The 19292-nt window shown below is 69.0% G+C and carries 18 protein-coding genes and 1 tRNA gene; 10 read left to right on the top strand and 9 right to left on the bottom strand.

The features are described from left to right. Window positions 1–3: 3 nt before the first annotated feature. A complete protein-coding gene (locus IT184_04645; GenBank protein MCC7008082.1) occupies window positions 4–1065 on the bottom strand; it encodes a M48 family metalloprotease in 1062 nt (353 codons plus the stop codon). After that, the gene (locus IT184_04650) at window positions 1062–3116 is read right to left on the bottom strand and encodes an adenylate/guanylate cyclase domain-containing protein (GenBank protein ID MCC7008083.1); all 2055 of its coding nucleotides are present in this window, start codon (window positions 3114–3116) and stop codon (window positions 1062–1064) included. The genes IT184_04645 and IT184_04650 overlap by 4 nt, the downstream gene beginning before the upstream one ends. 195 nt (window positions 3117–3311) lie before the next feature. Here IT184_04650 and IT184_04655 point away from each other — a divergent pair, with 195 nt between their 5' ends. Continuing rightward, window positions 3312–4334, top strand: a complete 1023-nt coding sequence (locus tag IT184_04655; protein ID MCC7008084.1) for a putative zinc-binding metallopeptidase — start codon at window positions 3312–3314, stop codon at window positions 4332–4334. A 50-nt stretch (window positions 4335–4384) separates the two neighbouring features. Here IT184_04655 and IT184_04660 read toward each other — a convergent pair whose 3' ends face one another. Then, window positions 4385–5410 carry an ATP-grasp domain-containing protein gene (locus IT184_04660; GenBank protein MCC7008085.1) on the bottom strand — a complete coding sequence of 342 codons (1026 nt, stop codon included), beginning with the start codon at window positions 5408–5410 and terminating at the stop codon, window positions 4385–4387. A gap of 453 nt (window positions 5411–5863) precedes the next feature. Here IT184_04660 and IT184_04665 point away from each other — a divergent pair, with 453 nt between their 5' ends. Together IT184_04665 and IT184_04670 are read left to right on the top strand one after the other, a co-directional pair. After that, window positions 5864–6223, top strand: coding sequence for a PadR family transcriptional regulator (locus IT184_04665; protein ID MCC7008086.1), 360 nt, complete (start codon window positions 5864–5866; stop codon window positions 6221–6223). Window position 6224: 1 nt separating this feature from the next. Then, complete coding sequence (locus IT184_04670; protein ID MCC7008087.1) at window positions 6225–8882, top strand: ABC transporter permease; 2658 nt, start codon at window positions 6225–6227, stop codon at window positions 8880–8882. A gap of 277 nt (window positions 8883–9159) precedes the next feature. Here the strand turns inward: IT184_04670 and IT184_04675 are convergent, their stop codons facing one another. The 3 genes from IT184_04675 to IT184_04685 all read right to left on the bottom strand — a co-directional run bounded on the left by IT184_04675 (window position 9160) and on the right by IT184_04685 (window position 10478). After that, complete coding sequence (locus IT184_04675; GenBank protein MCC7008088.1) at window positions 9160–9576, bottom strand: type II toxin-antitoxin system VapC family toxin; 417 nt, start codon at window positions 9574–9576, stop codon at window positions 9160–9162. Between the two features lie 9 nt (window positions 9577–9585). Continuing rightward, window positions 9586–9807 carry a DNA-binding protein gene (locus IT184_04680; GenBank protein ID MCC7008089.1) on the bottom strand — a complete coding sequence of 74 codons (222 nt, stop codon included), beginning with the start codon at window positions 9805–9807 and terminating at the stop codon, window positions 9586–9588. A gap of 596 nt (window positions 9808–10403) precedes the next feature. After that, window positions 10404–10478: transfer RNA gene (locus tag IT184_04685), tRNA-Glu, on the bottom strand. A gap of 112 nt (window positions 10479–10590) precedes the next feature. Between IT184_04685 and IT184_04690 the strand changes: the two genes are divergently transcribed. Genes IT184_04690 through IT184_04700 form a run of 3 tightly spaced genes read left to right on the top strand, consistent with a single transcriptional unit; the run spans window position 10591 to window position 12692 of the window. Beyond that, the gene (locus IT184_04690; protein MCC7008090.1) at window positions 10591–11367 is read left to right on the top strand and encodes a carboxypeptidase regulatory-like domain-containing protein; all 777 of its coding nucleotides are present in this window, start codon (window positions 10591–10593) and stop codon (window positions 11365–11367) included. A 3-nt stretch (window positions 11368–11370) separates the two neighbouring features. Beyond that, the gene (gene cyoE / locus IT184_04695) at window positions 11371–12279 is read left to right on the top strand and encodes a protoheme IX farnesyltransferase (protein ID MCC7008091.1); all 909 of its coding nucleotides are present in this window, start codon (window positions 11371–11373) and stop codon (window positions 12277–12279) included. After that, window positions 12276–12692 (top strand): DUF420 domain-containing protein, encoded by a 417-nt coding sequence (locus IT184_04700; GenBank protein MCC7008092.1) that lies wholly within the window; start codon window positions 12276–12278, stop codon window positions 12690–12692. The genes cyoE and IT184_04700 overlap by 4 nt, the downstream gene beginning before the upstream one ends. Before the next feature lie 154 nt (window positions 12693–12846). Here IT184_04700 and IT184_04705 read toward each other — a convergent pair whose 3' ends face one another. Both IT184_04705 and IT184_04710 read right to left on the bottom strand, forming a co-directional pair. After that, window positions 12847–13500 carry a hypothetical protein gene (locus IT184_04705; GenBank protein MCC7008093.1) on the bottom strand — a complete coding sequence of 218 codons (654 nt, stop codon included), beginning with the start codon at window positions 13498–13500 and terminating at the stop codon, window positions 12847–12849. A 57-nt stretch (window positions 13501–13557) separates the two neighbouring features. Next, entirely contained in the window at window positions 13558–13968 is a 411-nt protein-coding gene (locus IT184_04710) for a metal-sensitive transcriptional regulator (protein MCC7008094.1), read from the bottom strand. Between the two features lie 12 nt (window positions 13969–13980). Here IT184_04710 and IT184_04715 point away from each other — a divergent pair, with 12 nt between their 5' ends. Genes IT184_04715 through IT184_04725 form a run of 3 tightly spaced genes read left to right on the top strand, consistent with a single transcriptional unit; the run spans window position 13981 to window position 16087 of the window. Beyond that, entirely contained in the window at window positions 13981–14787 is an 807-nt protein-coding gene (locus tag IT184_04715) for an alpha/beta hydrolase (GenBank protein ID MCC7008095.1), read from the top strand. Further along, complete coding sequence (locus tag IT184_04720; GenBank protein MCC7008096.1) at window positions 14784–15428, top strand: alpha/beta hydrolase; 645 nt, start codon at window positions 14784–14786, stop codon at window positions 15426–15428. Before IT184_04715 ends, IT184_04720 begins: the two co-directional genes overlap by 4 nt. Then, window positions 15428–16087 carry a DUF1684 domain-containing protein gene (locus IT184_04725; protein MCC7008097.1) on the top strand — a complete coding sequence of 220 codons (660 nt, stop codon included), beginning with the start codon at window positions 15428–15430 and terminating at the stop codon, window positions 16085–16087. Before IT184_04720 ends, IT184_04725 begins: the two co-directional genes overlap by 1 nt. 93 nt (window positions 16088–16180) lie before the next feature. Here the strand turns inward: IT184_04725 and IT184_04730 are convergent, their stop codons facing one another. Further along, on the bottom strand, window positions 16181–18358 hold the full coding sequence (locus IT184_04730) for a glutamine synthetase III (protein MCC7008098.1): 2178 nt from the start codon (window positions 18356–18358) through the stop codon (window positions 16181–16183). A gap of 237 nt (window positions 18359–18595) precedes the next feature. Between IT184_04730 and IT184_04735 the strand changes: the two genes are divergently transcribed. Beyond that, on the top strand, window positions 18596–19276 hold the full coding sequence (locus IT184_04735; protein MCC7008099.1) for a CoA pyrophosphatase: 681 nt from the start codon (window positions 18596–18598) through the stop codon (window positions 19274–19276). Window positions 19277–19292 lie beyond the last annotated feature (16 nt).

A 19292-nucleotide genomic window follows, 5' to 3' on the forward strand; every position in this document is an offset into this window, starting at 1 on the left:
TCGTCACCCGGTGATGCCTTTCCTGAACTGCTCGATCTCGGCGGACGTCACGCTCACGGTCACGAGCGTCTTCACGGGCCCGCCCTTCGCGTCGCGATCGGGGTTGACGCCTCGCGACCCGGCCGACGATACCGTCTGGCCGCCGGACTTCTCGCGGCCGAGACCCGCGAGCCCCGTGAGGCCGAGCGTGCCGCCCGTGCCTTCCGCGGTCTTGGCTCCGTCACCGGCGTCCCCTGAAACCGCCGCGACAGGAGTGGGCTTGTAGCTGATCGACTGGCCGTACCGGCCCTGGACGGTCGCGGCCGCCGTCAACTTGCCGGCGCCGATCACCTTGCCGAGCGCGTCGATGCGGGCCTTGGTGTCGGGATGCGACGCGAACAGGCCGCTGCGGTCCTTCAGGTTCTTGTTGCGCTCGGCCAGCCGCGTGAGGAACGCGCCGAGGCCGGCCGGCGCGTAGCCCGCGCCGTTGGCGAGCGTCACGCCGGTCTTGTCGGCGTCCATCTCGTCGCCGCGATCGAAGTTGTTCTCGAGCAGCATCTCGTAGCCGCGGTCGGCCGCCTGGCTGAGCACGTCTTTGCGCGTGGCCTTGGCGCCGAGCCCGACGAGCTTCGACTTCTGGATCGCCTTGATCGTGTGCTTCGCCGTGACGTGCCCGATCTCATGTGCGAGCACGTCGGCCAGCTCGGCCTCGTTCTGGATCAGCCCGAGCGCGCCGCGCGTGATGTGCACGTAGCCGCCCGGCGCGGCGAACGCGTTGATGCCGTCCGTGTCGAGCACGACGAACGTCCACTTGAGCCCCGGCCGGCTGCTCTCCGAGGCGAGCAGCGTGCCGACGAGCGTCACGTACTTGTGCACCGCCTTGTCCTGGACGACGCCGTACTTCTCGCGGAGCTTCGCGCTGATCTCGCTGCCGAGGACCGCTTCTTCCTCGTCGCTGAACGAGAGATCCTGTTGCATGTCGGCGGCCTTGCCCAGCGCCTTGCCCAAACGGCCGAACTGCGCGGCCGCTGGCGTCGTCACCGCCACCGCCAGGCACCCGGTGAGAAACGCGACCGTGAACTTCATCGTGACTGCTCCATGGATGGAGGCGCGGCCTCGCGCACCTCGTAGATCTGCACGGGCTGCGACCGCCCCTTCACCGTGACGGCGCCGAGCGGGCGCGTCGCGACCGGCACGGTCAGCGACGCGCGCGTGGATTCGCTGATGAGGATACGCGTGCCGTAATCCTTGTTGAGCGATTCGAGCCGGGACCCGAGATTGACGGCATCGCCGATCACCGTGTAGCTCATGATGGCTTCCGATCCGATGTTGCCGGCGATCATCTCGCCCGAGTTGATGCCGATCCCGATGTTCAGCACCGGTCGGCCTTCGTGCTGCCACTTCACGTTCAGGCGCTCGAGCGTTCTTATCATGTCCAGCGCCGCTTCGACGGCGTGATCCGCATGGCGGGGGTCGTCGATCGGCGCTCCGAACAGCCCCATGACCATGTCGCCCACGAACTTATCGAGCGTCCCCCCGTGGCGGAACAGCACGTCGACCATGGCGCCGAAATACTCGTTGAGCTGGGCGACCACCGCCTCCGGTGTCGCGCGTTCGGATGCCGAGGTAAAACCGCGAATATCCGAGAAGAGCACGGTCATCTCGCGCCGCTGGCCGCCGAGGCGCACGAGCGACGGATCCGCCATCAATTGCTCGGCCACGTCCTTCGACACGTACTGCCCGAACAGCCGGCGAATCCGCCGTTTCTCGCGGTCCTCGACCACGTAGCGCCATGCGACGCCGCCGAAGAGCGCCAGGGCCACGGCGGCCGCCGGCACGACGGCCGAGATCCATAGCCCCCGCCCTACCCCCAGCGTGAGCCCATATCCGGTCGCGCCTGCGACGACGCCGGTGATCACCACCGCGAGAGAGACGGGCAGCAGCGCCGCCGCGACGGCCACCGCGAGCGCGGCCGCCCCGGCAACCAGCAGGTCGGTGCCCGGCGACGCCCGCCGCATGAACGTGCCGGTCAACAGGTTCTCGGCAAACGTCGCGTGCAGCTCGACGCCAGCCGCGCCGGTCGGGAACGGCGTCGCGTACCGATCGAACAGCCCGGAGGCGGTCGTGCCGACGAACACGATCTTGCCGTCGAACGCGGAGAGCGGCACCACCGGCGGTTTGCCGCTCAACATGTTGTCTTCCGAGAGCACGACGTCGAAGAAGGAGTACGTCGGGAACGTGGCGACGGCGCCGTCGGCGTCCGTCACCGGCCGGCGGTACGTGAGGAGCGCCTCGTACGACGGCATCCCTGGGTCATGCGGCGCATCGTCCTCGCCGAGCGGGACCGCCAGCCCGCCGACGTCGAGCACGCCGTCACGCAGCGCGACGTCCTCGGGGCGGCGCGTGAGATACATGAGCGCCGCGGCGGTTCCGAGCGATGGGATGGCGCGGCCGCCGGCTTCGACGAAGGGCGCCACGCGGCGCGCGAGGTCGGAGTTGAAGTCCTTGGCCAGGTAGTTGTGCCCGATCGCTGCCGCCGCGAATGCCAGGTCCCGGAACGGCGGCGTGACGGAGGGGCGCACGACGAACCCCGATCCGGGCCGGTACACCGGACCGGGCAGCGGGACGTCCTCGCCGGCCGCCGGCATCGCGCCAGCGAGCCCCTCGTACACGGCTTCGGCGAGGAGGATGACGTTGCCGGCGCGCCGCACCGAGTCGACGAGCGCGCGATCCGATTCCTCGCCCGTGATCGCGCGGCCGTTGATGATCGACGACGACCGGCCCTCGCGCTCGTTGAACAGCACGTCGTACGCGACCACCCGCGCACCGGCGCGCGTCAGGTAGTCGATGGCGCTCGCGTGGACGAGCCTCGGCCACGGCCATCGGCCGACGACCGGCTCCATGGCGCGCACCGAGGACTCGTTGATTTCGACGATGGCGATCGGCGAGGCCGCGGATACGGCAGCCGCCGTCGCTCTCACCCGGGCGTCGTAGCTCCGGCTCTCCACCGCGCGGGCGAACCCGGTGCGGCCGAGGCCGGCGGCGAATGCCGTGGCGGCCATCGCGATGCCGACGCCCACGAGCATGGCGCGGCCGGCGTGCCGCGGCAGGCGACCTGGGCGGGGAGCCGGGGACATCTGAGGAGATTCTCCGCGATATTCGCGCGGAAGGACATCGGCAGGTGTGCCGGAAGGCTCGAATCGCCGGCCGCGATCGCCCTGGCTCGCCACGCCTTGCCCGCGGGCAGCCGCCGGCCGCGGCCCGTGCCGGCGCTCGCCGAGCTATGCTGATGGATCGCCGCCGTGACCGCCTCTTCACATCCGGAGACTTCGGTGCCTGCGGGGCATCCGCACTGGGCCGATCTCCCCGACGAACAGCTCCTCGATCTCCGCCTCTGCGATCTCGGCTTGCGGATCGAAGGCAGTTGGCTCGAGGCGAGGCTTGCCGACCTGTCGGCCGAGCTCGTGGCGCGAGGCCTGCGGTTCACACCGCACGCGTGGCTGTCCTCCGAATGGTTTTCTCCCGACGGCGTGCCCGGCATCGCGATCCCCTTCTACCTCGCGCACCCGCGGCTCATGCGGCTCGAGGAATCGCAGATGCTCGAAGTCGAGGGCGGCACGCCGGGCTGGTGCATGCAGATCCTCCGGCACGAGGCGGGGCACGCGTTCGACAACGCGTACGCGCTCAGGCGGCGGCGGCGCCGGCAGCGGCTCTTCGGCAGCTCCTCGGTGCCGTACCCGGACTTCTACTCGCCGCGGCCCTACTCGAAGAGCTTCGTGCTGCACCTGGATTCCTGGTACGCACAAAGCCATCCCGACGAGGACTTCGCCGAGACGTTCGCGGTGTGGCTCACGCCCGACAGCGACTGGCGCGAGCGCTACGCCGAGTGGCCGGCCGTCAAGAAGCTCGAGTACATGGACGCGCTCATGGCCGAGATCGCCGGCACGCCGCCCGTCGTGACCACGCGGCGCGTCGTCGATCCGGTCCATCGGCTCCGGACCACGCTGCGGCGGCACTACGCGAAGCGGCGCGAGCACTACAGGCTCGAACACCCGCACTTCTACGATCGGGACCTCACGCGGCTCTTCTCGGCGTCGCCCGACTACCGGCGCAATCGCAAGGCGTCGCGCTTCATCCAGTCCATCCGCCGCGACGTGCGGCGCCTCGTGACGGAGTGGACCGGCGCCTACCAGTACACGATCGATCGTGTCATCGAGGACATGATCGCGCGCGCGAGCGAGCTGCACCTGCGCCTCATCCACCCGGAAGAGCGCACCAAGCTCGACTTCACCATGCTCGTGACCGTGCAGACGATGAACTACCTCCACTCGGGACGGCATCGCGTCGCGCTGTAGCCGAACCGACCGGCGGCCGGGCCTGCCGGGCAGCCGGACGGCGGCGCGCGTCATCCGGCGCGGCCGGGCTCCCACCGCAACCCGATCTGGAGAATGCGCTGTAGCAGGTCCGGGTACGACAGGCCGGCTTTCTTCGCCGACTCGGCGAAATCCTCCGTTCTCGCGATCTGCGGGTTCGGATTGGCTTCGAGCACGTGCACGCGCCCGGCCGGATCGAGCCGCAGATCGATGCGGGCGTAGCCGCTGAGCTCGAGCACCTTGAACACGCGCCGCGAGATGTGCTGGATGCGGTCGGCTGCGCCGGCCGGGAGGTCCTTCGCCTCCGCGGTCTCGATGCCGGTCTTGACCTGATACTTGCGGCTCCACTTCACGCGCTCGGTCGCGATCCGATGCTGGTCTTCCGGCATCTTCGCGAACGTCATCTCCCAGACCGGCAGCGCCTGGACGCGATGGTCGCCGATGAGACCGCAGTACAGCTCCCGGCCTTCGATGTACTGCTCGACGATCGCGTCGGTGCCAATCGAGTCGTGCACGAACTGCACGCGCTGCCGCAGCTTGTCGGCGTCCTCGACGACCGATGCCTGCGAGATGCCGATCGATGCTTCCTGTGTGAGCGGCTTGACGATCAGCGGAAACGTCAGCCGCTTCGGCAGCCGCGGTTTGCGCCCGCGCGGCACGGTCGCGAAGTCGGGCACGGGCACGCGGTGGTACTGGAGCAGCTTCTTCGAGAGCGCCTTGTCGCGCGCGAGCAGCATCCCGCGCGGATTGCAGCCCGAGTACGGCAGGCGCAGCAGCTCCAGGTAGCTGACGACGTTCTGGTCGAACGTGCCGACCTCGTGGAAGGCTTCCAGCAGGTTGAAGGCGATGTGCGGCTGGAACTCGTCCTTCGCCTGGCGGATGCCGGCGAGATCGTCCTTGACGCCGAGCACGTGCACGTCGTGGCGCAGCTCGTCGCGCAGCGTCGTGAGCACGTCGTACTCCGTGCGCCATTCCGCCGTCGCCACGTCGCGGCCGGTCACGTCGTCCGGCGGCACGAGGTAGTCGTGCATGAGGACGAGGACACGCAGCTTCTTCATCTCGTTCGGCGAGATGATACACGCCGCGCGCGGACGAGGCGCATCGCACGCACGGGCGCGCCCGGGCCGGCGGCGCGAGAGCGGGACGCCCAGAGGCGCGTCCGGCCGTGCGGCTGCTGGGTCTTCGCCGCAACGAACGCTGCCGCGCGCGGCGAAACGTCGCCGACCTCGACCGACGCCGGCTGAGCTGGCCACCGTCGAACGCGCGGTGGCGGCGACGCCTCGCGGACATCATCGTGGCAGCGGACAGCCCACGACATACGGCCCACACGCCTCGACTTCGTGCTGGCGGTAGGGCCACCTCTTCCTGCGGAACGCGAGCGACCTTGCGCCTCGAGCCCGCCATCGACATCGCGGCTGTCCGGCGCGCCCAATCGTCGTTCGCCCACCGCCGGGGCCGGACGGCTCTGCACCTGTGGACATCGCAGATGAGAACTGGTAGGTTCATGTGCGATGGCCAAAGATCAATCGCACACCGGCGCGAGGCTCGAAGTGCTGCAAGGCACGCTCGACCTGATGGTGCTGCAGACGCTCGACAGCATGGGTCCGCAGCACGGCTACGGCATCGCCCGCCGTATCGAGCAGGTCAGCGAGGACATCCTGAGGCTGAACGAGGGCACGGTGTATGCCGCGCTGATGCGACTGCAGCATCGACGATGGATCTCGGCCAGTTGGGGAACCTCGGAAAACAACCGAAGGGCCAAGTTCTATGCGATCACGAGCGCCGGCAGGCGTCGGCTGGCGCAAGAGGTCGAGACGTGGGACCGGCTGGCCACATTGATCGCCCGCCTTCGCAGGACGACCCAGGCCTGACATGCGGACGCGGCTGCGAGCGGCCGTCTCGCGGCTCGGCTTCGCCCTCGCGCGACGCCGGGTCGACGACGACACGCGACGCGAAATCGACGCGCACCTGGACCTGCTCGTCGAACGCTATAGCCGGCAGGGCATGTCACCCGACGACGCGCACCGCGCGGCGCGACAGCAGTTCGGCAGCGCAGCCCTCGTACGAGAGGACATCCACGACATGAACAGCATGGGATGGGTTGAACAGGGCCTTCAGGATCTGCGCTACGCGTTCCGCCAGCTTCGCAGCAATCCCACGTTCGCCGGCGTCGCCATCGCGACGCTTGGCCTGGGCATTGGTGGCGTGACCGCCGTCTTCAGCGTCGTCCAGGCCGTGCTGCTGGCGCCGCTACCGTACGAAGAGCCGGGGCAACTCCTTCGCTTCTACCAGCAGGAGCCGGACAATCCCGGCACGAAGGACGTCCTCGCAGGGACGCACTTCACCTTTCTCCGCGAGCATGCGACGGCTTTCGAGGAGGTTGCCGCGATCGCGAACTATCGGGAGACCGGCGTGGACCTCTTCATCGACGGGCGCGCCGAGCGTGTGCAAGTCCTTCGTGTGTCGAGCGGCTACTTCAGCGTGCTCCGGTCGCCGCCGCGGCTCGGCCGTGCCTTCGATCGCGAAGATGAGACGGGTGCGCCGCGGGTGGTGCTCAGCGATGCGCTCTGGCAAGTGCACTTCGGAGGCGATCCCGGCATCGTCGGCCGGACGATCCGGATGAATGGCCGGCCGATCGAAGTGGCGGGTATCGCTGCGCCCGGTTTCGACGACCCCATCGCCCCGGACGTGGCGGCGTGGATCCCGTACGCCCTTGCCAGGGACACCGACGCGGAGAACAACTCGCTCACCGTCATCGGCCGGCTGCGTAACGGGGTGACGCTGGAGCAGGCGCGGGCGGAATTGACCACGCTGGCCACGCCGATGCGCGAGCGCTGGCCTGCCGCGAGCAAGAGCGCGATTGTCGCGACGCCGCTCCACGAAGATCTCGTGACGAGCGCTCGAGAGCCGTTACGCCTCGTGTTCGCGGCTGTCGAACTCGTTCTGCTCGCGGCATGCGTGAACGTCGCCAACCTCGCGCTCGTGCGCGCGACCGGTCGTGTGCACGAGTTCGCCGTGCGCGCCGCGCTCGGTTCCGGCCGGCGCCGACTCGTGCGCCAGCTCCTGGTCGAGAGTCTCGTGCTGGCGTCGCTCGGAAGCGTGCTCGGGCTGGCACTGGCGGCCGGCGGAATCCGCATGCTGCGGGCCACCGGGCGCCAGGCGCTGCCGCGACTCGACGACGTCGCGCTCAACGCCGACGTGCTGCTCTTCGCCGTCGCGACGACGCTCGTGACGGCAGTCGCCTTCGGGATCGCTCCGGCTCTCCGTCTGGCCGCGACCTCACCCGTCCAGGGGCTGCGCCAACAGTCGCGCTCCACCACGGGCGGACGTGGGATCGCGCGGCTGCACAGCGCGCTGGCCGCAACGCAGATTGCGCTGGCGCTGACGCTGCTCGCGGGTGCCGGTGTGCTCCTGGCGAGCTTCCAGAAACTGCAGCGAGTCGACACCGGGTTTCGCGTGGACGACGTGCTCACGTTCGAAGTGAACCTGCCGACGGTTCGGTACGACGACGCACGGCGCGCGGCGTTCCAGGAAGAACTGGCCCATCAGCTCGAGACGATTCCGGGCGTCACCGCGGCCGGTGGCATCTCCCGTCTTCCCGCCACCGGCAGCTATCATCCGTGGAACACGCGCATCCTCACGGGCCCGCGAACAGGGGCGTTGGTCGACGGAAGCCGCTTTGCGATGCAGCAGCGGGTCGTCAGCGGTGACGTCTTCGCCGCGTTGGGAATTCGCGTGCTGGCGGGACGCACCTTCGACGCGCGCGACGACGCGGGCGCGCTGGCGACGGCGGTCGTCAGTGCGAACTTCGCGCGCGCGGCGTTCCCCGAACGGCCGTTGGACGCCGTGCCCGGGCAGCGCATCTCCGCCGGCGGACGTCCGGCTCTCGCGATCATCGGCGTGGTCGCGGACGTCGCCCTCGATCCGTATGGCGCGCCGACGATGGTCGTGTATCACGCGCATCGCCAGTTCGCGGGCGACAGGAACTGGACGCTCAGCCAGGTGATCGCTGCCGATCGATCCGCCGAACAGATGCTGGGTGCCGTGCGTGAGGTCGTGGCCCGCCTCGATCCAGAGCTGGTGGTGTACCGGCCTGCAGCAATGGCCGACGTCATCGGCCGCGGCACGAGCCGCGAGCGTTTCGCGCTCGTGCTGATGGGCGCATTCGCCGTCGTCGCGCTGGCACTCGCGGCGCTTGGCCTCTACGGCGTGCTCGCCTATTCGGTGCGGCAGCGTGCGTCGGAAATCGGTATCCGAGTCGCGCTGGGGGCGACGGCCATGCACGTGCGCGCGCTGGTGCTCCGCCAGGCCGCGGTGGTCGTCACGCTCGGCGTCGCCGCCGGACTCGCTGGCGCGCTCGTGCTCGGACGCTGGCTCGATGCCCTGGCGTTCGGCATCACGGCGTCCGATCCGCGCGTGCTTGCCGCGAGCGCCGGTGTCCTGGCACTCGTGGCGTTGATTGCCGCGGGCGTGCCGGCGCAGCGCGCAACCCGGGTCGAGCCTCGCGTGGCCATGCAGGATTCCCAGTGAGGTCGCAGGCGCCGATCGCGACCCGCACCGCCGCCGCGTGCCGCTAGCTGCGCCTCAGTTCTGCCACGCCCCACGATCCCTCACGTGCCGGACGAGCCATCGCTGGCCATCCCGCGGGCATGGGCACAAGAATCAGCGTTCTTCAACGACTATGTGGCAGATGGCGTACTCGTCGAACGCGGCGAACCGCTGCGGGGGCAGAGCATTCGCCCGAACTGACTGGGTCGACGAGATGTAGGGATGGCACCGACCAGATCGAATTCGCAACCGGCGTGGCTCAGGTGAACGGGTTCAGGACGGCTACTCCGGTAGGCTCGTAGTGAAACACGTTGCGGGTGACCACCGTGAGGCCGTAGATCAATGCAGTCGCCGCTATCTGCTTGTCGAGCGGGTTCTCCGCATGCGGAACCCGCAGTCGTCCCCATATCTGGGCGATCTCTTCATCGAAGGGAAGGATCGCGTCAGCGTAGTCCCTCGTGACGGTACCGAGCCAACGGGACAGGCGCGTCGCCTGCGCGACGTCGCCACGATGGCGCACGGCCTCGACGCCCTGGCGCAATTCGCCAATCGTGACCGCCGACAGGAACAGCGGGATGCCCTGCGTCGCAGCACTCCGAAAGAATCGACGGACACCAGGGTTGGCGCGTGCGCGCCTTCGCGCGTCGCTGATGACGTCAGTGTCGACGAGGTACATAGGCCGCTGTCACACCCGCCGGTCGATCTGATGGCGCTCGAAGTCGGCGTCCTCGCCGACGTCGGGCATCGCCGCGAGCACTTCGGCCAGCGAACGGCGCCTGGGGTGCAACAATGCTTGTTCGAGGATTTGCCGGTGCTCTTGCTCGGCGCTGTGATTGCGCCGGGCGGCGCGCCTCTTGAGCTCCCGCACGACGGCGTCTTCCACGTTCCGGACCATGAGTTGAGCCACGCGCCGTTCACCTCCGATGCTAGCAATGCTAGCACCGGCTCGAAGCAGCAGCAACCGCCCGATGCGCAGCCTGCGAGCCAGATAGCCAGCCCCTTGGAAGCGGCGTCCCCTCGTCACGCTCCGCGCGTCCTTCACAGTCGGTCGACATCGCCGTATCCGACGATCGCCGAATGACGGTCGCGCAGAAACTCATGCGGGCCTGCGGCATCGACCGTTCGCGGCTATGGTGACCTGGCGGAAGGGTCAGTGGGGCACGACCTCAGCTACTGGCCACGAGACAGTCCCTGCCGGACCTGCGCCCTCTCCTTGCCATGCACGTCGCTCGTCGAAAGGACGGAACACCCCAACTCGTCGATCTGTATCTGGGACGAAGCTGCCGCTGCCTGCGACTCCCTCGAGTGCCCCGCCGCGTGTGGCGTGCAAGTGAGAAACACTGCAACAGGCAACAAGACCAGTGGCATCGGTAATCACGTCACGTGTCGACGCTCCGTGACGGCGCGCGATGAACTGCTGACCTGCTACCCACCTTCGCGGACGCTGGCCGTGACGTAACCTGTCATCCGGAGCCGCTCGCGTGGCGAGCGCCTGGCGAAGGGTGGTACCGGTACGGGGATTCGAACCCCGGTCCCGTGGCTGAGAACCACGTGTCCTGACCCCTAGACGATACCGGCGTCAGCAGGAACTTTGAAACGTAGCATCCGGGCGCGACGCGGTCAAGCCGCGCATCGGTCGTGCATCGGTCGTCGGTGGCCGCCACGAACGCTCTCGGACGATAATAACGTGATGCGAATCACGTTGCGGGCGCCGCGTCGTCTCGCCGCGGCGCTCGTCGCCGCCGGCCTCGCCGCGTGCGGCACCGCCGCGCCCGACACGTCCGCTCCGGCGGCTGTCCCCGGCCGGACCGTTGACGCGGCCACCGCGGGCTCGATCGCCGGAACCATTCGCTTCGAAGGTGCGCCGCCGCCGCGCGAACCGATCCGCATGGGCAGCGATCCGGCCTGCGCCGAGCAGGCAGGCCCGAGTCCACAGAGCGATGCCGTGCTGGTGTCCGCCGACGGCGGCCTGCAGAACGTGTTCGTCTACATCAAGGACGGCCTCGATCCCGGTTACCGCTTCGAGACGCCGGCCACGCCCGTCGTGCTCGATCAGCAGGGGTGCCGCTATCGGCCGCGCGTGCTCGGCATCCGCGTGCACCAGCCGCTCGAGCTCGCCAACGGCGACCTGACGTTCCACAACGTCCACGCGCTGCCGAAGACGAATGCCGAGTTCAACCACGGGCTCAACACGCGGGGCGATCGCATGACGCACACGTTCGACGCGCCTGAAGTGATGGTGCGGTTCAAGTGCGACGTGCACGGCTGGATGGCGGCCTACATGGGCGTGATGGCCCACCCCTTCTTCGCGGTCACCGGCGCGGACGGCTCGTTCTCGCTGCAGGGCGTACCGCCCGGCACTTACACGGTCGAAGCCTGGCACGAGCGGTTCGGCACGAGGACGGCCACCGTCACGGTCGCCGAGCGCCAGGCCCAGACGATCGCGCTGGCTTTCGCCGCGCGCTGACGCGTGACGATCGTGAAGACCGACGCCACGACGCTCGACAAGCCCGCCGCCCTGGCCGCGCCGTCGAAGCTCAGCGACATCCTCGTTCTCGCCAAGGTCCGGCTGAACGCGCTCGTCGTGCTGACGAGCGCGGGCGGGTTCTACATGGCCGGCGGCGAGGGCGCCGGCGCATTGAGCATCGCCACGATCGGCACGGCGCTCGTCGCCTGCGGGGCGGCCGCCATGAACCAGGTGGCCGAGCGCGACACCGACCGGCTGATGGCGCGCACGCGAAACCGCCCTCTCGCCGCCGGGCGCATGACCGCGCGCGAGGGTCAGGCAATCGGCGCGGCGCTCGCGGGCACCGGCGCGCTCATGCTCTGGTTCGGCGCCAACCCGTTGGCCGCGGCGGTCGCGGTCGCGACGCTCCTGATCTACGTCGCCATCTACACGCCGATGAAACGCTGGACGTCGCTCTCCACCGTCGTCGGCGCCGTGCCGGGCGCGCTGCCGCCCATCATCGGGTGGGCCGCCGCGCGCGACTCGATCGCGGGTGTGGCGCCGTGGTCGCTGTTCCTGATCATGTTCTGCTGGCAGATGCCGCACTTTCTGGCGATCGCCTGGATGTTCCGCGACGACTACGCGCGAGCCGGCATGCCGATGCTGGCCGTCATCGACCGGGATGGCGGGCTGACGGGGCGGCAGGCCGCGCTCTGGGCCGGCACGCTGGTCCCCGTGAGCCTGCTGCCCTTCCTCTTCGGCGCGGCGCGCATGCCGTACGCCCTCGCCGCCCTCGCGCTCGGCGCGGCGCACCTCGCGCCCGCGGTCGGCTTCGCCATCCGCCGCTCGCCCGCCCGCGCGCGGCGCTTGTTCTACGCGTCGATCGTGTACCTGCCGCTGCTCTGGGCCACGCTCGCGATCGCCCGCCCATGAGCGCGTCGGACCTGCCCACGCTCAACGCGCTGCTGAACGGCGCGTCGGCCGTGCTGCTCGCCTGCGGGTACTACTGCATCCGCACCGGCCGGGTCGATCTCCATCGCCGGCTGATGCTCGCGGCGTTCACGACGTCGATCCTCTTCCTCACCTCGTACGTCGCCTACCACGCGCAGATCGGATCGAGGCCGTTTCCCGGCACCGGGATCGCCAGGACGATCTATCTCGCGATCCTCGTGCCGCACGTCGTGCTGGCAGCCGTGGTGCTGCCGATGTCCTTGATCACGCTGCGGCGAGGCCTCACGAGACGGGATGACGCTCACCGCCGGATCGCCAGAGTCACGCTGCCGATCTGGCTCTTCGTCTCCGTCAGCGGCGTGGCCGTGTATTGGATGCTCTACCGGTGGTACTGACGATCGTGCCGTGTGCGGCGAGGCGCACGGTCGAGGACTCTGGCTCGGCACTGGCGAGCTTCGAGCTCTGCTCGAGGCTCGCGCGCCTTGAAAGCCCTATTCGAGACCCGCGAGTTTCGAAAGTTCGACTCGAGGCTCGCCAGTCTCGAAAGCTCTACTTGAGGCCCGCGAGCTTCGAGAGATTGACGGCCTGCGCGAGCGCCCGCGCGGGCTCGGCGTTGTCGACGCCGTTCGCCTCGACGTTCACCATGAACCTGTCGCCGACGAGCAGGTGGACTTCGGCGTCGCGATTGCCCTTCTCCCAGCTCTCGAAGCCCGGGTAGCCTCCGAGCGTCATCCCCTTCTTGTAGCCGTCGTCGGACTTCTCCTCGTAGCCGGCGCGCGCGAACATCATGAACGGCGCGAGCACCATCTGGCTGAAGTTCGTGTCGATGATCTCCAGCTTCATCGAGGCGTCGCCCTTCGCGTAGTGCGCCTCGGCGCTCGACAGCGAGATGCCCATCGACACCTGCTGGCCCTTGGCGCCGCTGCGCTCCCAGCCCGAAAGGTCGGGCAGCAGGCCCTTCAGGACCTCGTAGTCGACGAGCTTGGTCTGCCCGCCGCGGCCTTGCGCGTCGGCCATCTGCTGGACGCCCTGCATCATCTGCTCGAAGCCCTTCTCGACCGACGGGGACCCTTGGGCCTGACCCGAGGAGGGTTGGGCCGAGCTGGCGCCAGACTCCGGGCGGGCGCTGTCCGAGGATGAGGAGCCGCCGCAGGCGCTCAGGCATCCGGCGAACAGCGTGACGAGGAAGAGCGAGCGTCTCATGCGGGCCTCCGAATCAGGGGCGCATCTTAGCACCGAACCCGAGACGGACGCCGCGCGCTACTTGGCGAAACGATCGAAGATGTCGACGAGCTCGTTCATCTGCTTGCGGCGCTCCGGCTCGCCCTTCTCGAGCGCGTCCGCGATGCAGTGATCGACGTGGTGCCTGAAGATCGCCAGGCTGATGCGATTCAAGGCCGCCTCGGCGGCGGCCAGTTGCTGGAGTACTTCCACGCACGGACGCGGCTCTTGCAGCATCCGGCGAATGCCCCTGATTTGCCCTTCCACCCGGTTGAGACGCGTGAGCAGGGCCTGTTGATTGAGGCCGCTCTCGTCCGGCTGGGGTGCTTCCCTGAGTTCCACGTCGCTCCTTTCGGGCTGCCGCGTCGCGCGCGGGCTTGCGACACCAGCCGCCCCGGTACAGCGTAGGAGAAGTCGCGCCGCCTTGCACTTCCATTCCGCCGCACTCACACTTTAGTGGGGGTGAGCGTGCGGGTCTTCGGCAGCGGATCGCCGATCGTCCTGGTGCCTGGCATCCAGGGCCGGTGGGAATGGATGGCGCCGGCGGTCCGCGCGCTGGCCGAGCAGCATCGCGTGCACACCTTCTCGCTCGGCGACGTGCAGGGCGCCGGCCTGTTCGATCGTTGGGCCGCGCTCATCGACCGCGCCGTGGGCACTGACGCCACTCCCGTGAGCATCGCAGGCGTCTCCTTCGGCGGTCTCGTCGCGCTCTACTACGCAGCCACGCGGCCCGATCGCGTGCGCCGGCTGGTCCTGGCCTCCACGCCGTCGCCACGGTGGCAGATCGATCGGCGATCGCTCGGCTACGTCCGGCGGCCGCGTCTGTCGATGCCGCTCTTCGCCGCCCGCGGCGCCGCGCGGCTGCACCATGAAGTTCGACGCGCGCTGCCATCGCCCGGCCGGCGCGCGCGCTTCGCCGCGACGCACCTGGGCCGGGCGCTTCGCTACCCGGTCTCGCCGGCGCACATGGCCGACTGCGTGCGTGCCTGGACGTCGACGGACCTTGCCGCCTGCTGCGGCCGGATCACCGCGCCCACCCTCGTCATCACCGGGGAGCCGGCGCTCGACCTCGTGGTCCCGGTTTCCAGCTCGCTGGACTATCTCGAGTTGCTGCCGGAGGTGCGGCACGTCACGCTCGAACGGACGGGCCACCTCGGCCTCGTCCTGCGGCCGCGCGACTTCGCCGCGCTCGTGACAGACTTCGTAGACGACGGGACGCGTCAGGCGCGTCAGGATTCGACCGGGAGGCCCAGAGAACGGTGCACGTGAACCTCGCAGGACCGGCCGGCCCGCTCGAGGCGCTGCTCGACGGTCCGGGCCGCCACGACGCCGCGGACGACGACCGCCCCGCGCCTCGAGCCGCGGCGGTGCTCGCCCATCCGCACCCGCTCCAGGGCGGCACGATGCACACCAAGGCGGTCTTCCAGGCGGCCAAGGGGCTCCGCCGCATCGGGTGCGCCGTGCTGCGGTTCAACTTCCGCGGCGTCGGGCAGAGCGGCGGTGCCTTCGACGAAGGACGCGGCGAGCGCGAGGACTTCTCCGCCGCGCTCACGTTCATGGCCGATCGATATCCCGGAACGCCGCTCTGGGCCGGCGGGTTCTCGTTCGGATCGTGGGTGGCGATGGAGACCGGCGCGCGCGACCCACGCGTGTCGGCGCTCATCGGCATCGCACCGCCCGTGACGAAGCCTGGCTACTCGTTCGACGCGACGCTCGAGACGACGAAGCCGAAGTTCCTCGTGCAGGGCAGCCTCGACGCCGTCTGCCCGGTCAAAGACCTGTGGGCGTTCTACGCGCGGCTGCACGAGCCGAAGGAACTGGTGATCATCGACGGCGCGAGCCATCTCTTCGAAGGGAAGACGGTCGAGGTCGGCGAGGCGCTGGAAGACCTGTTGGGAGACTTCGACTGATGTCGCGCGCCCTCGCCGCCCGCCTGCTCTTCGCCGCGCTCGCCGCCGGCGCCGCCGTGCGCTGCACCTCCGGTCCGCCGCCGCCGTCCGAAGGCCAGCCGTACGAACAGCGCGTCCTGGAAGCGCGCCGGCACAAGGACGATGAGTTCAAGGCGGCCGCGAACCCGAACTCGCCGATTCCGAAGGACCGGCGCGCGTCCTTCGCCGGCCTGAGCTACTACCCGGTCTCGCCGGAGTACCGCGTGCCCGCGGCGCTCACCGAGACGGTCTCGAACCCGCCGGTCGTCATCGCGCTGCCGAACTCGGCACACGAGCTGGAACAGAAGGTCAAGGTGGGCACGCTCGCGTTCGCGCTGGGCGGCACGACGTATCGGCTCTCGGCGTTCGGCGAACGCGTCGGCCGCGTGGAACGGCTGTGGGTGCCGTTCCGTGATTTGACGAGCGGCATCGAAACGTACGGCGGCGGCCGATATCTCGACCTCGAGCGCACGGCGACGGGTCTCTACGATCTGGACTTCAACCGCGCGTACCACCCGTACTGCGTGTACGACACGAGCTGGGTCTGTCCCTATCCGCCCAGTGAGAACCGGCTGCCGGTGGCGATTCGCGCCGGCGAGCGCCTGCCGGAGTCGACCGGGCCGGGCGGGACGGGGAATTGAGGAAGTCGTGAGCTCGGTGCCGAGTCGTGAGTGACGTCTCGTCACCCACAACTCGGCGTTCCCGACTGGCGGCTCGCGGCGTACGATCGCGATCTACTTGATGAAGAGCATCTCGCGATAGGTGGGCAGCGGCCACATGCCGTGCGGCATGATGGCCTCGATCTGATCGCCCGTCTCGCGCAGCTCGCCCATCGCCGGCACGACGGCGTCGCGCATGTGCTTGGCGTGCTTCTCGGCCGTCGCGGCGTGCCCCTCGAGAGCCTTCTCGAGCCGATCGGTCCGCTCGCGGAGATCGTCGATGAGGGCGCCCAGCCGGTCGAGCAGCTTCTTGGCCTCGCGAGCCGAGCCGCCGGCCTCGCGCACGGCCGCGACCGAGTCGGCGACCTCCTTCTGGTAACGGAGGGCCGCCGGCACGATGTAGCGGTTGGCGATCAGCACCATCAACTGCCCTTCGACGTTCAGGGTCTTGACGTAGATCTCGTAGTTGATTTCGGCGCGGGCTCGCACTTCGCGCGCGTTGAGGACCTTGTACTTCTCGAACAGGCGGACCGTGTCGGTCTTCGACAGCTCCGGCAGCGCGTCGACGCTGTTGGTCAGGTTCAGCAGCCCGCGCTTCGCGGCCTCCAGCCGCCACTCCTCCGAGTAGCCGTTGCCGTTGAAGATGATCCGCTTGTGCTCCTTGATGACGGCCGGCAGCAGGTCCTTCACGGCGGCTTCGAGCGACTTCTTGCCCTTGGTCGTCGCGTTCTCGAGCTCGGTGGCCATGTAATCGAGCGATTCGGCGACCGCCACGTTGAGCGCGATGTTCGGGAAGGCGATGCTCTGGCCGGACGACACCGCGCGGAACTCGAACTTGTTGCCGGTGAACGCGAACGGGCTCGTGCGGTTGCGGTCGCCCGCGTCGCGCGGGAGCTTCGGCAGCACGGCGACGCCCGTGTCGAGCAGGCCGCCCGAGCGGGTCCGCTTGGCGCTGCCCTTCTCGATCTGGTCGAACAGATCGGTGAGCATCTCGCCGAGGAACACGGAGATGATCGCCGGCGGCGCCTCGTTCGCACCGAGCCGGTGGTCGTTGCCGGCGCTGGCGATCGACATGCGGAGCAGCCCCTGCCAGCGGTTCACGGCGCGCAGCACCGCGGCGCAGAAGACGAGGAACTGGATGTTGTCGTGCGGGTTGTCTCCCGGGTTGAGCAGGTTGTTGCCGAGGTCGTCGCTCATGCTCCAGTTCAGGTGCTTGCCGCTGCCGTTCACGCCGGCGAACGGCTTCTCGTGGAGCAGGCAGGTCAGGCCGTACTTCGGCGCCAGCCGCCGCAGCGTCTCCATCGTCATCATCTGGTGATCGGTGGCGACGTTGGCGTCCTCGAAGATCGGCGCGATCTCGTACTGGCTCGGCGCGACCTCGTTGTGGCGCGTCTTGACCGGCACGCCGACCTTGTAGAGCTCGTTCTCGACGTCGTGCATGAACGCCAGCACGCGCGAGGGGATCGAGCCGAAGTACTGATCCTCGAGCTCCTGCCCCTTGGGCGGCCGCGCGCCGAAGAGCGTCCGGCCGGCGTTGATGAGGTCCGGGCGCGAGAAGTAGAAGTTGCGATCGATCAGGAAGTACTCCTGCTCGGGGCCGCACGTCGTGATGACGCGCTGCGCGTCCGATCCGAAGAGCTTCAGGATGCGGAGCGCCTGCTTCGAGAGCGCCTCCATCGAGCGGAGCAGCGGCGTCTTCTTGTCGAGCGAGTCGCCGGTCCAGCTCACGAAGGCGGTCGGGATGACGAGCGTCGTGCCGTTCTGCGTCTTCAGCAGCCAGGGCGAGCTCGTCGGATCCCAGGCCGTGTAACCGCGCGCTTCGAAGGTGGAGCGCATGCCGCCGGACGGAAAGCTCGACGCGTCGGGCTCGCCCTTGATGAGCTCCTTGCCGCTGAACTCGGCGACGGCGCGGCCGTCGTTGGTCGGCGACAGAAACGAATCGTGCTTCTCGGCCGTGATGCCGGTGAGCGGCTGGAACCAGTGCGTGTAGTGCGTCGCGCCGTGCTCGATCGCCCAGTCCTTCATCGCCGCCGCGATGACGTTGGCGGCCGAGCCGTCGAGCGGCACGCCCTGCGCCACCGTGCGGCGCAACGCCTTGAACACATCGCGCGGCAGGCGCTGACGCTGCACCTGCTCGTTGAAGGTGAGCGAGCCGAAGATCTCCGTGGCCTGCGGCCACGTCGGCGACTTGCCTACCGTCTTCTCCCACTCGATGATGTTCTTGCTGGCGTCCTGGAGCGCTGACGAACCCATTGGCGATGTCCTTCCTTCGGTCTTGGGTGGACGGAAAATGGCGACGTGAAAAATCCCGGCCGGCACGGCGGGCAGCGGTCTTAATTCTGTACAGAAGCGATCAAAAGTAAAGGGGCGAAGCGTGCGATCGGAGCCGATTTTTCCAGCCGAGATGCGCCTCGGGCGCCGAGTTCGACAATCTTGCAGAATCGATCCGCGGCGCGGCGACATATTTGTGGAACCGCGCCGGCTCGCCCCATGACCGTCGCGTTGTCGGCGCTCGAAACGACGCTCCGCCGGCGGCTGGCGATGCCGCTGCCGGGCGCCGCGGCGCAGCGCCGCTTCGCGCCGCGCCCCGAACGCGCCGATTGGTCGCCCGACCAGCGGCCCGACACCGCGCGCCATGCGGCGGCTCTCGTGCTGCTGTACGCGCGGCGCGAGGGCGTCATGCTGCCGCTGACCGTGCGCCATCACACGCTGCCGCAGCATGCCGGCCAAGTGAGCCTCCCCGGCGGCGCGATCGATCGCGGCGAGTCGCCGCAGGCCGCGGCACTGCGCGAGGCCGACGAGGAGATCGGCGTCGCCGCGGCGGACGTCCGCGTGCTCGGCGCGTTGTCGACGCTCTGGGTGCCGGTGAGCAACTTCGTGATCCATCCGGTCGTCGGCATCGCCGATCGCGAGCCGGCGTTCCGCCTGCACGCACGCGAAGTGTCAGCGCTGCTCGAAGTCGGAATCGCCGAGCTGGGCGACCCGGCCTGCGTGCGCCGGATCGAGCACACGCGCGACGGTCTGACGATCGCGTGTCCGGCCTTTCACGTGCACGGCCACGACGTGTGGGGCGCGACGGCGATGATTCTCGCGGAGCTCCTTTCGCTCGCCGGCGACGTCCAGGCGAGCGGCACGAGCGGGCCGGCGGCGATCTCGACACCTCGCACGTGAGATCGGATCGCGCATC

It is taken from the genome of Acidobacteriota bacterium (assembly GCA_020853395.1).
Taxonomy (GTDB): domain Bacteria; phylum Acidobacteriota; class Vicinamibacteria; order Vicinamibacterales; family SCN-69-37; genus JADYYY01.

Bases quoted from the DNA above. Each gene is read 5' to 3' on its own strand.
- IT184_04645 (MCC7008082.1), bottom strand. From the start codon at position 1,065: ATGAAGTTCACGGTCGCGTTTCTCACCGGGTGCCTGGCGGTGGCGGTG.
- IT184_04650 (MCC7008083.1), bottom strand. From the start codon at position 3,116: ATGTCCCCGGCTCCCCGCCCAGGTCGCCTGCCGCGGCACGCCGGCCGC.
- IT184_04660 (MCC7008085.1), bottom strand. From the start codon at position 5,410: ATGAAGAAGCTGCGTGTCCTCGTCCTCATGCACGACTACCTCGTGCCG.
- IT184_04665 (MCC7008086.1), top strand. From the start codon at position 5,864: ATGGCCAAAGATCAATCGCACACCGGCGCGAGGCTCGAAGTGCTGCAA.
- IT184_04670 (MCC7008087.1), top strand. From the start codon at position 6,225: ATGCGGACGCGGCTGCGAGCGGCCGTCTCGCGGCTCGGCTTCGCCCTC.
- IT184_04675 (MCC7008088.1), bottom strand. From the start codon at position 9,576: ATGTACCTCGTCGACACTGACGTCATCAGCGACGCGCGAAGGCGCGCA.
- IT184_04690 (MCC7008090.1), top strand. From the start codon at position 10,591: ATGCGAATCACGTTGCGGGCGCCGCGTCGTCTCGCCGCGGCGCTCGTC.
- IT184_04700 (MCC7008092.1), top strand. From the start codon at position 12,276: ATGAGCGCGTCGGACCTGCCCACGCTCAACGCGCTGCTGAACGGCGCG.
- IT184_04705 (MCC7008093.1), bottom strand. From the start codon at position 13,500: ATGAGACGCTCGCTCTTCCTCGTCACGCTGTTCGCCGGATGCCTGAGC.
- IT184_04725 (MCC7008097.1), top strand. From the start codon at position 15,428: ATGTCGCGCGCCCTCGCCGCCCGCCTGCTCTTCGCCGCGCTCGCCGCC.
- IT184_04730 (MCC7008098.1), bottom strand. From the start codon at position 18,358: ATGGGTTCGTCAGCGCTCCAGGACGCCAGCAAGAACATCATCGAGTGG.
- IT184_04735 (MCC7008099.1), top strand. From the start codon at position 18,596: ATGACCGTCGCGTTGTCGGCGCTCGAAACGACGCTCCGCCGGCGGCTG.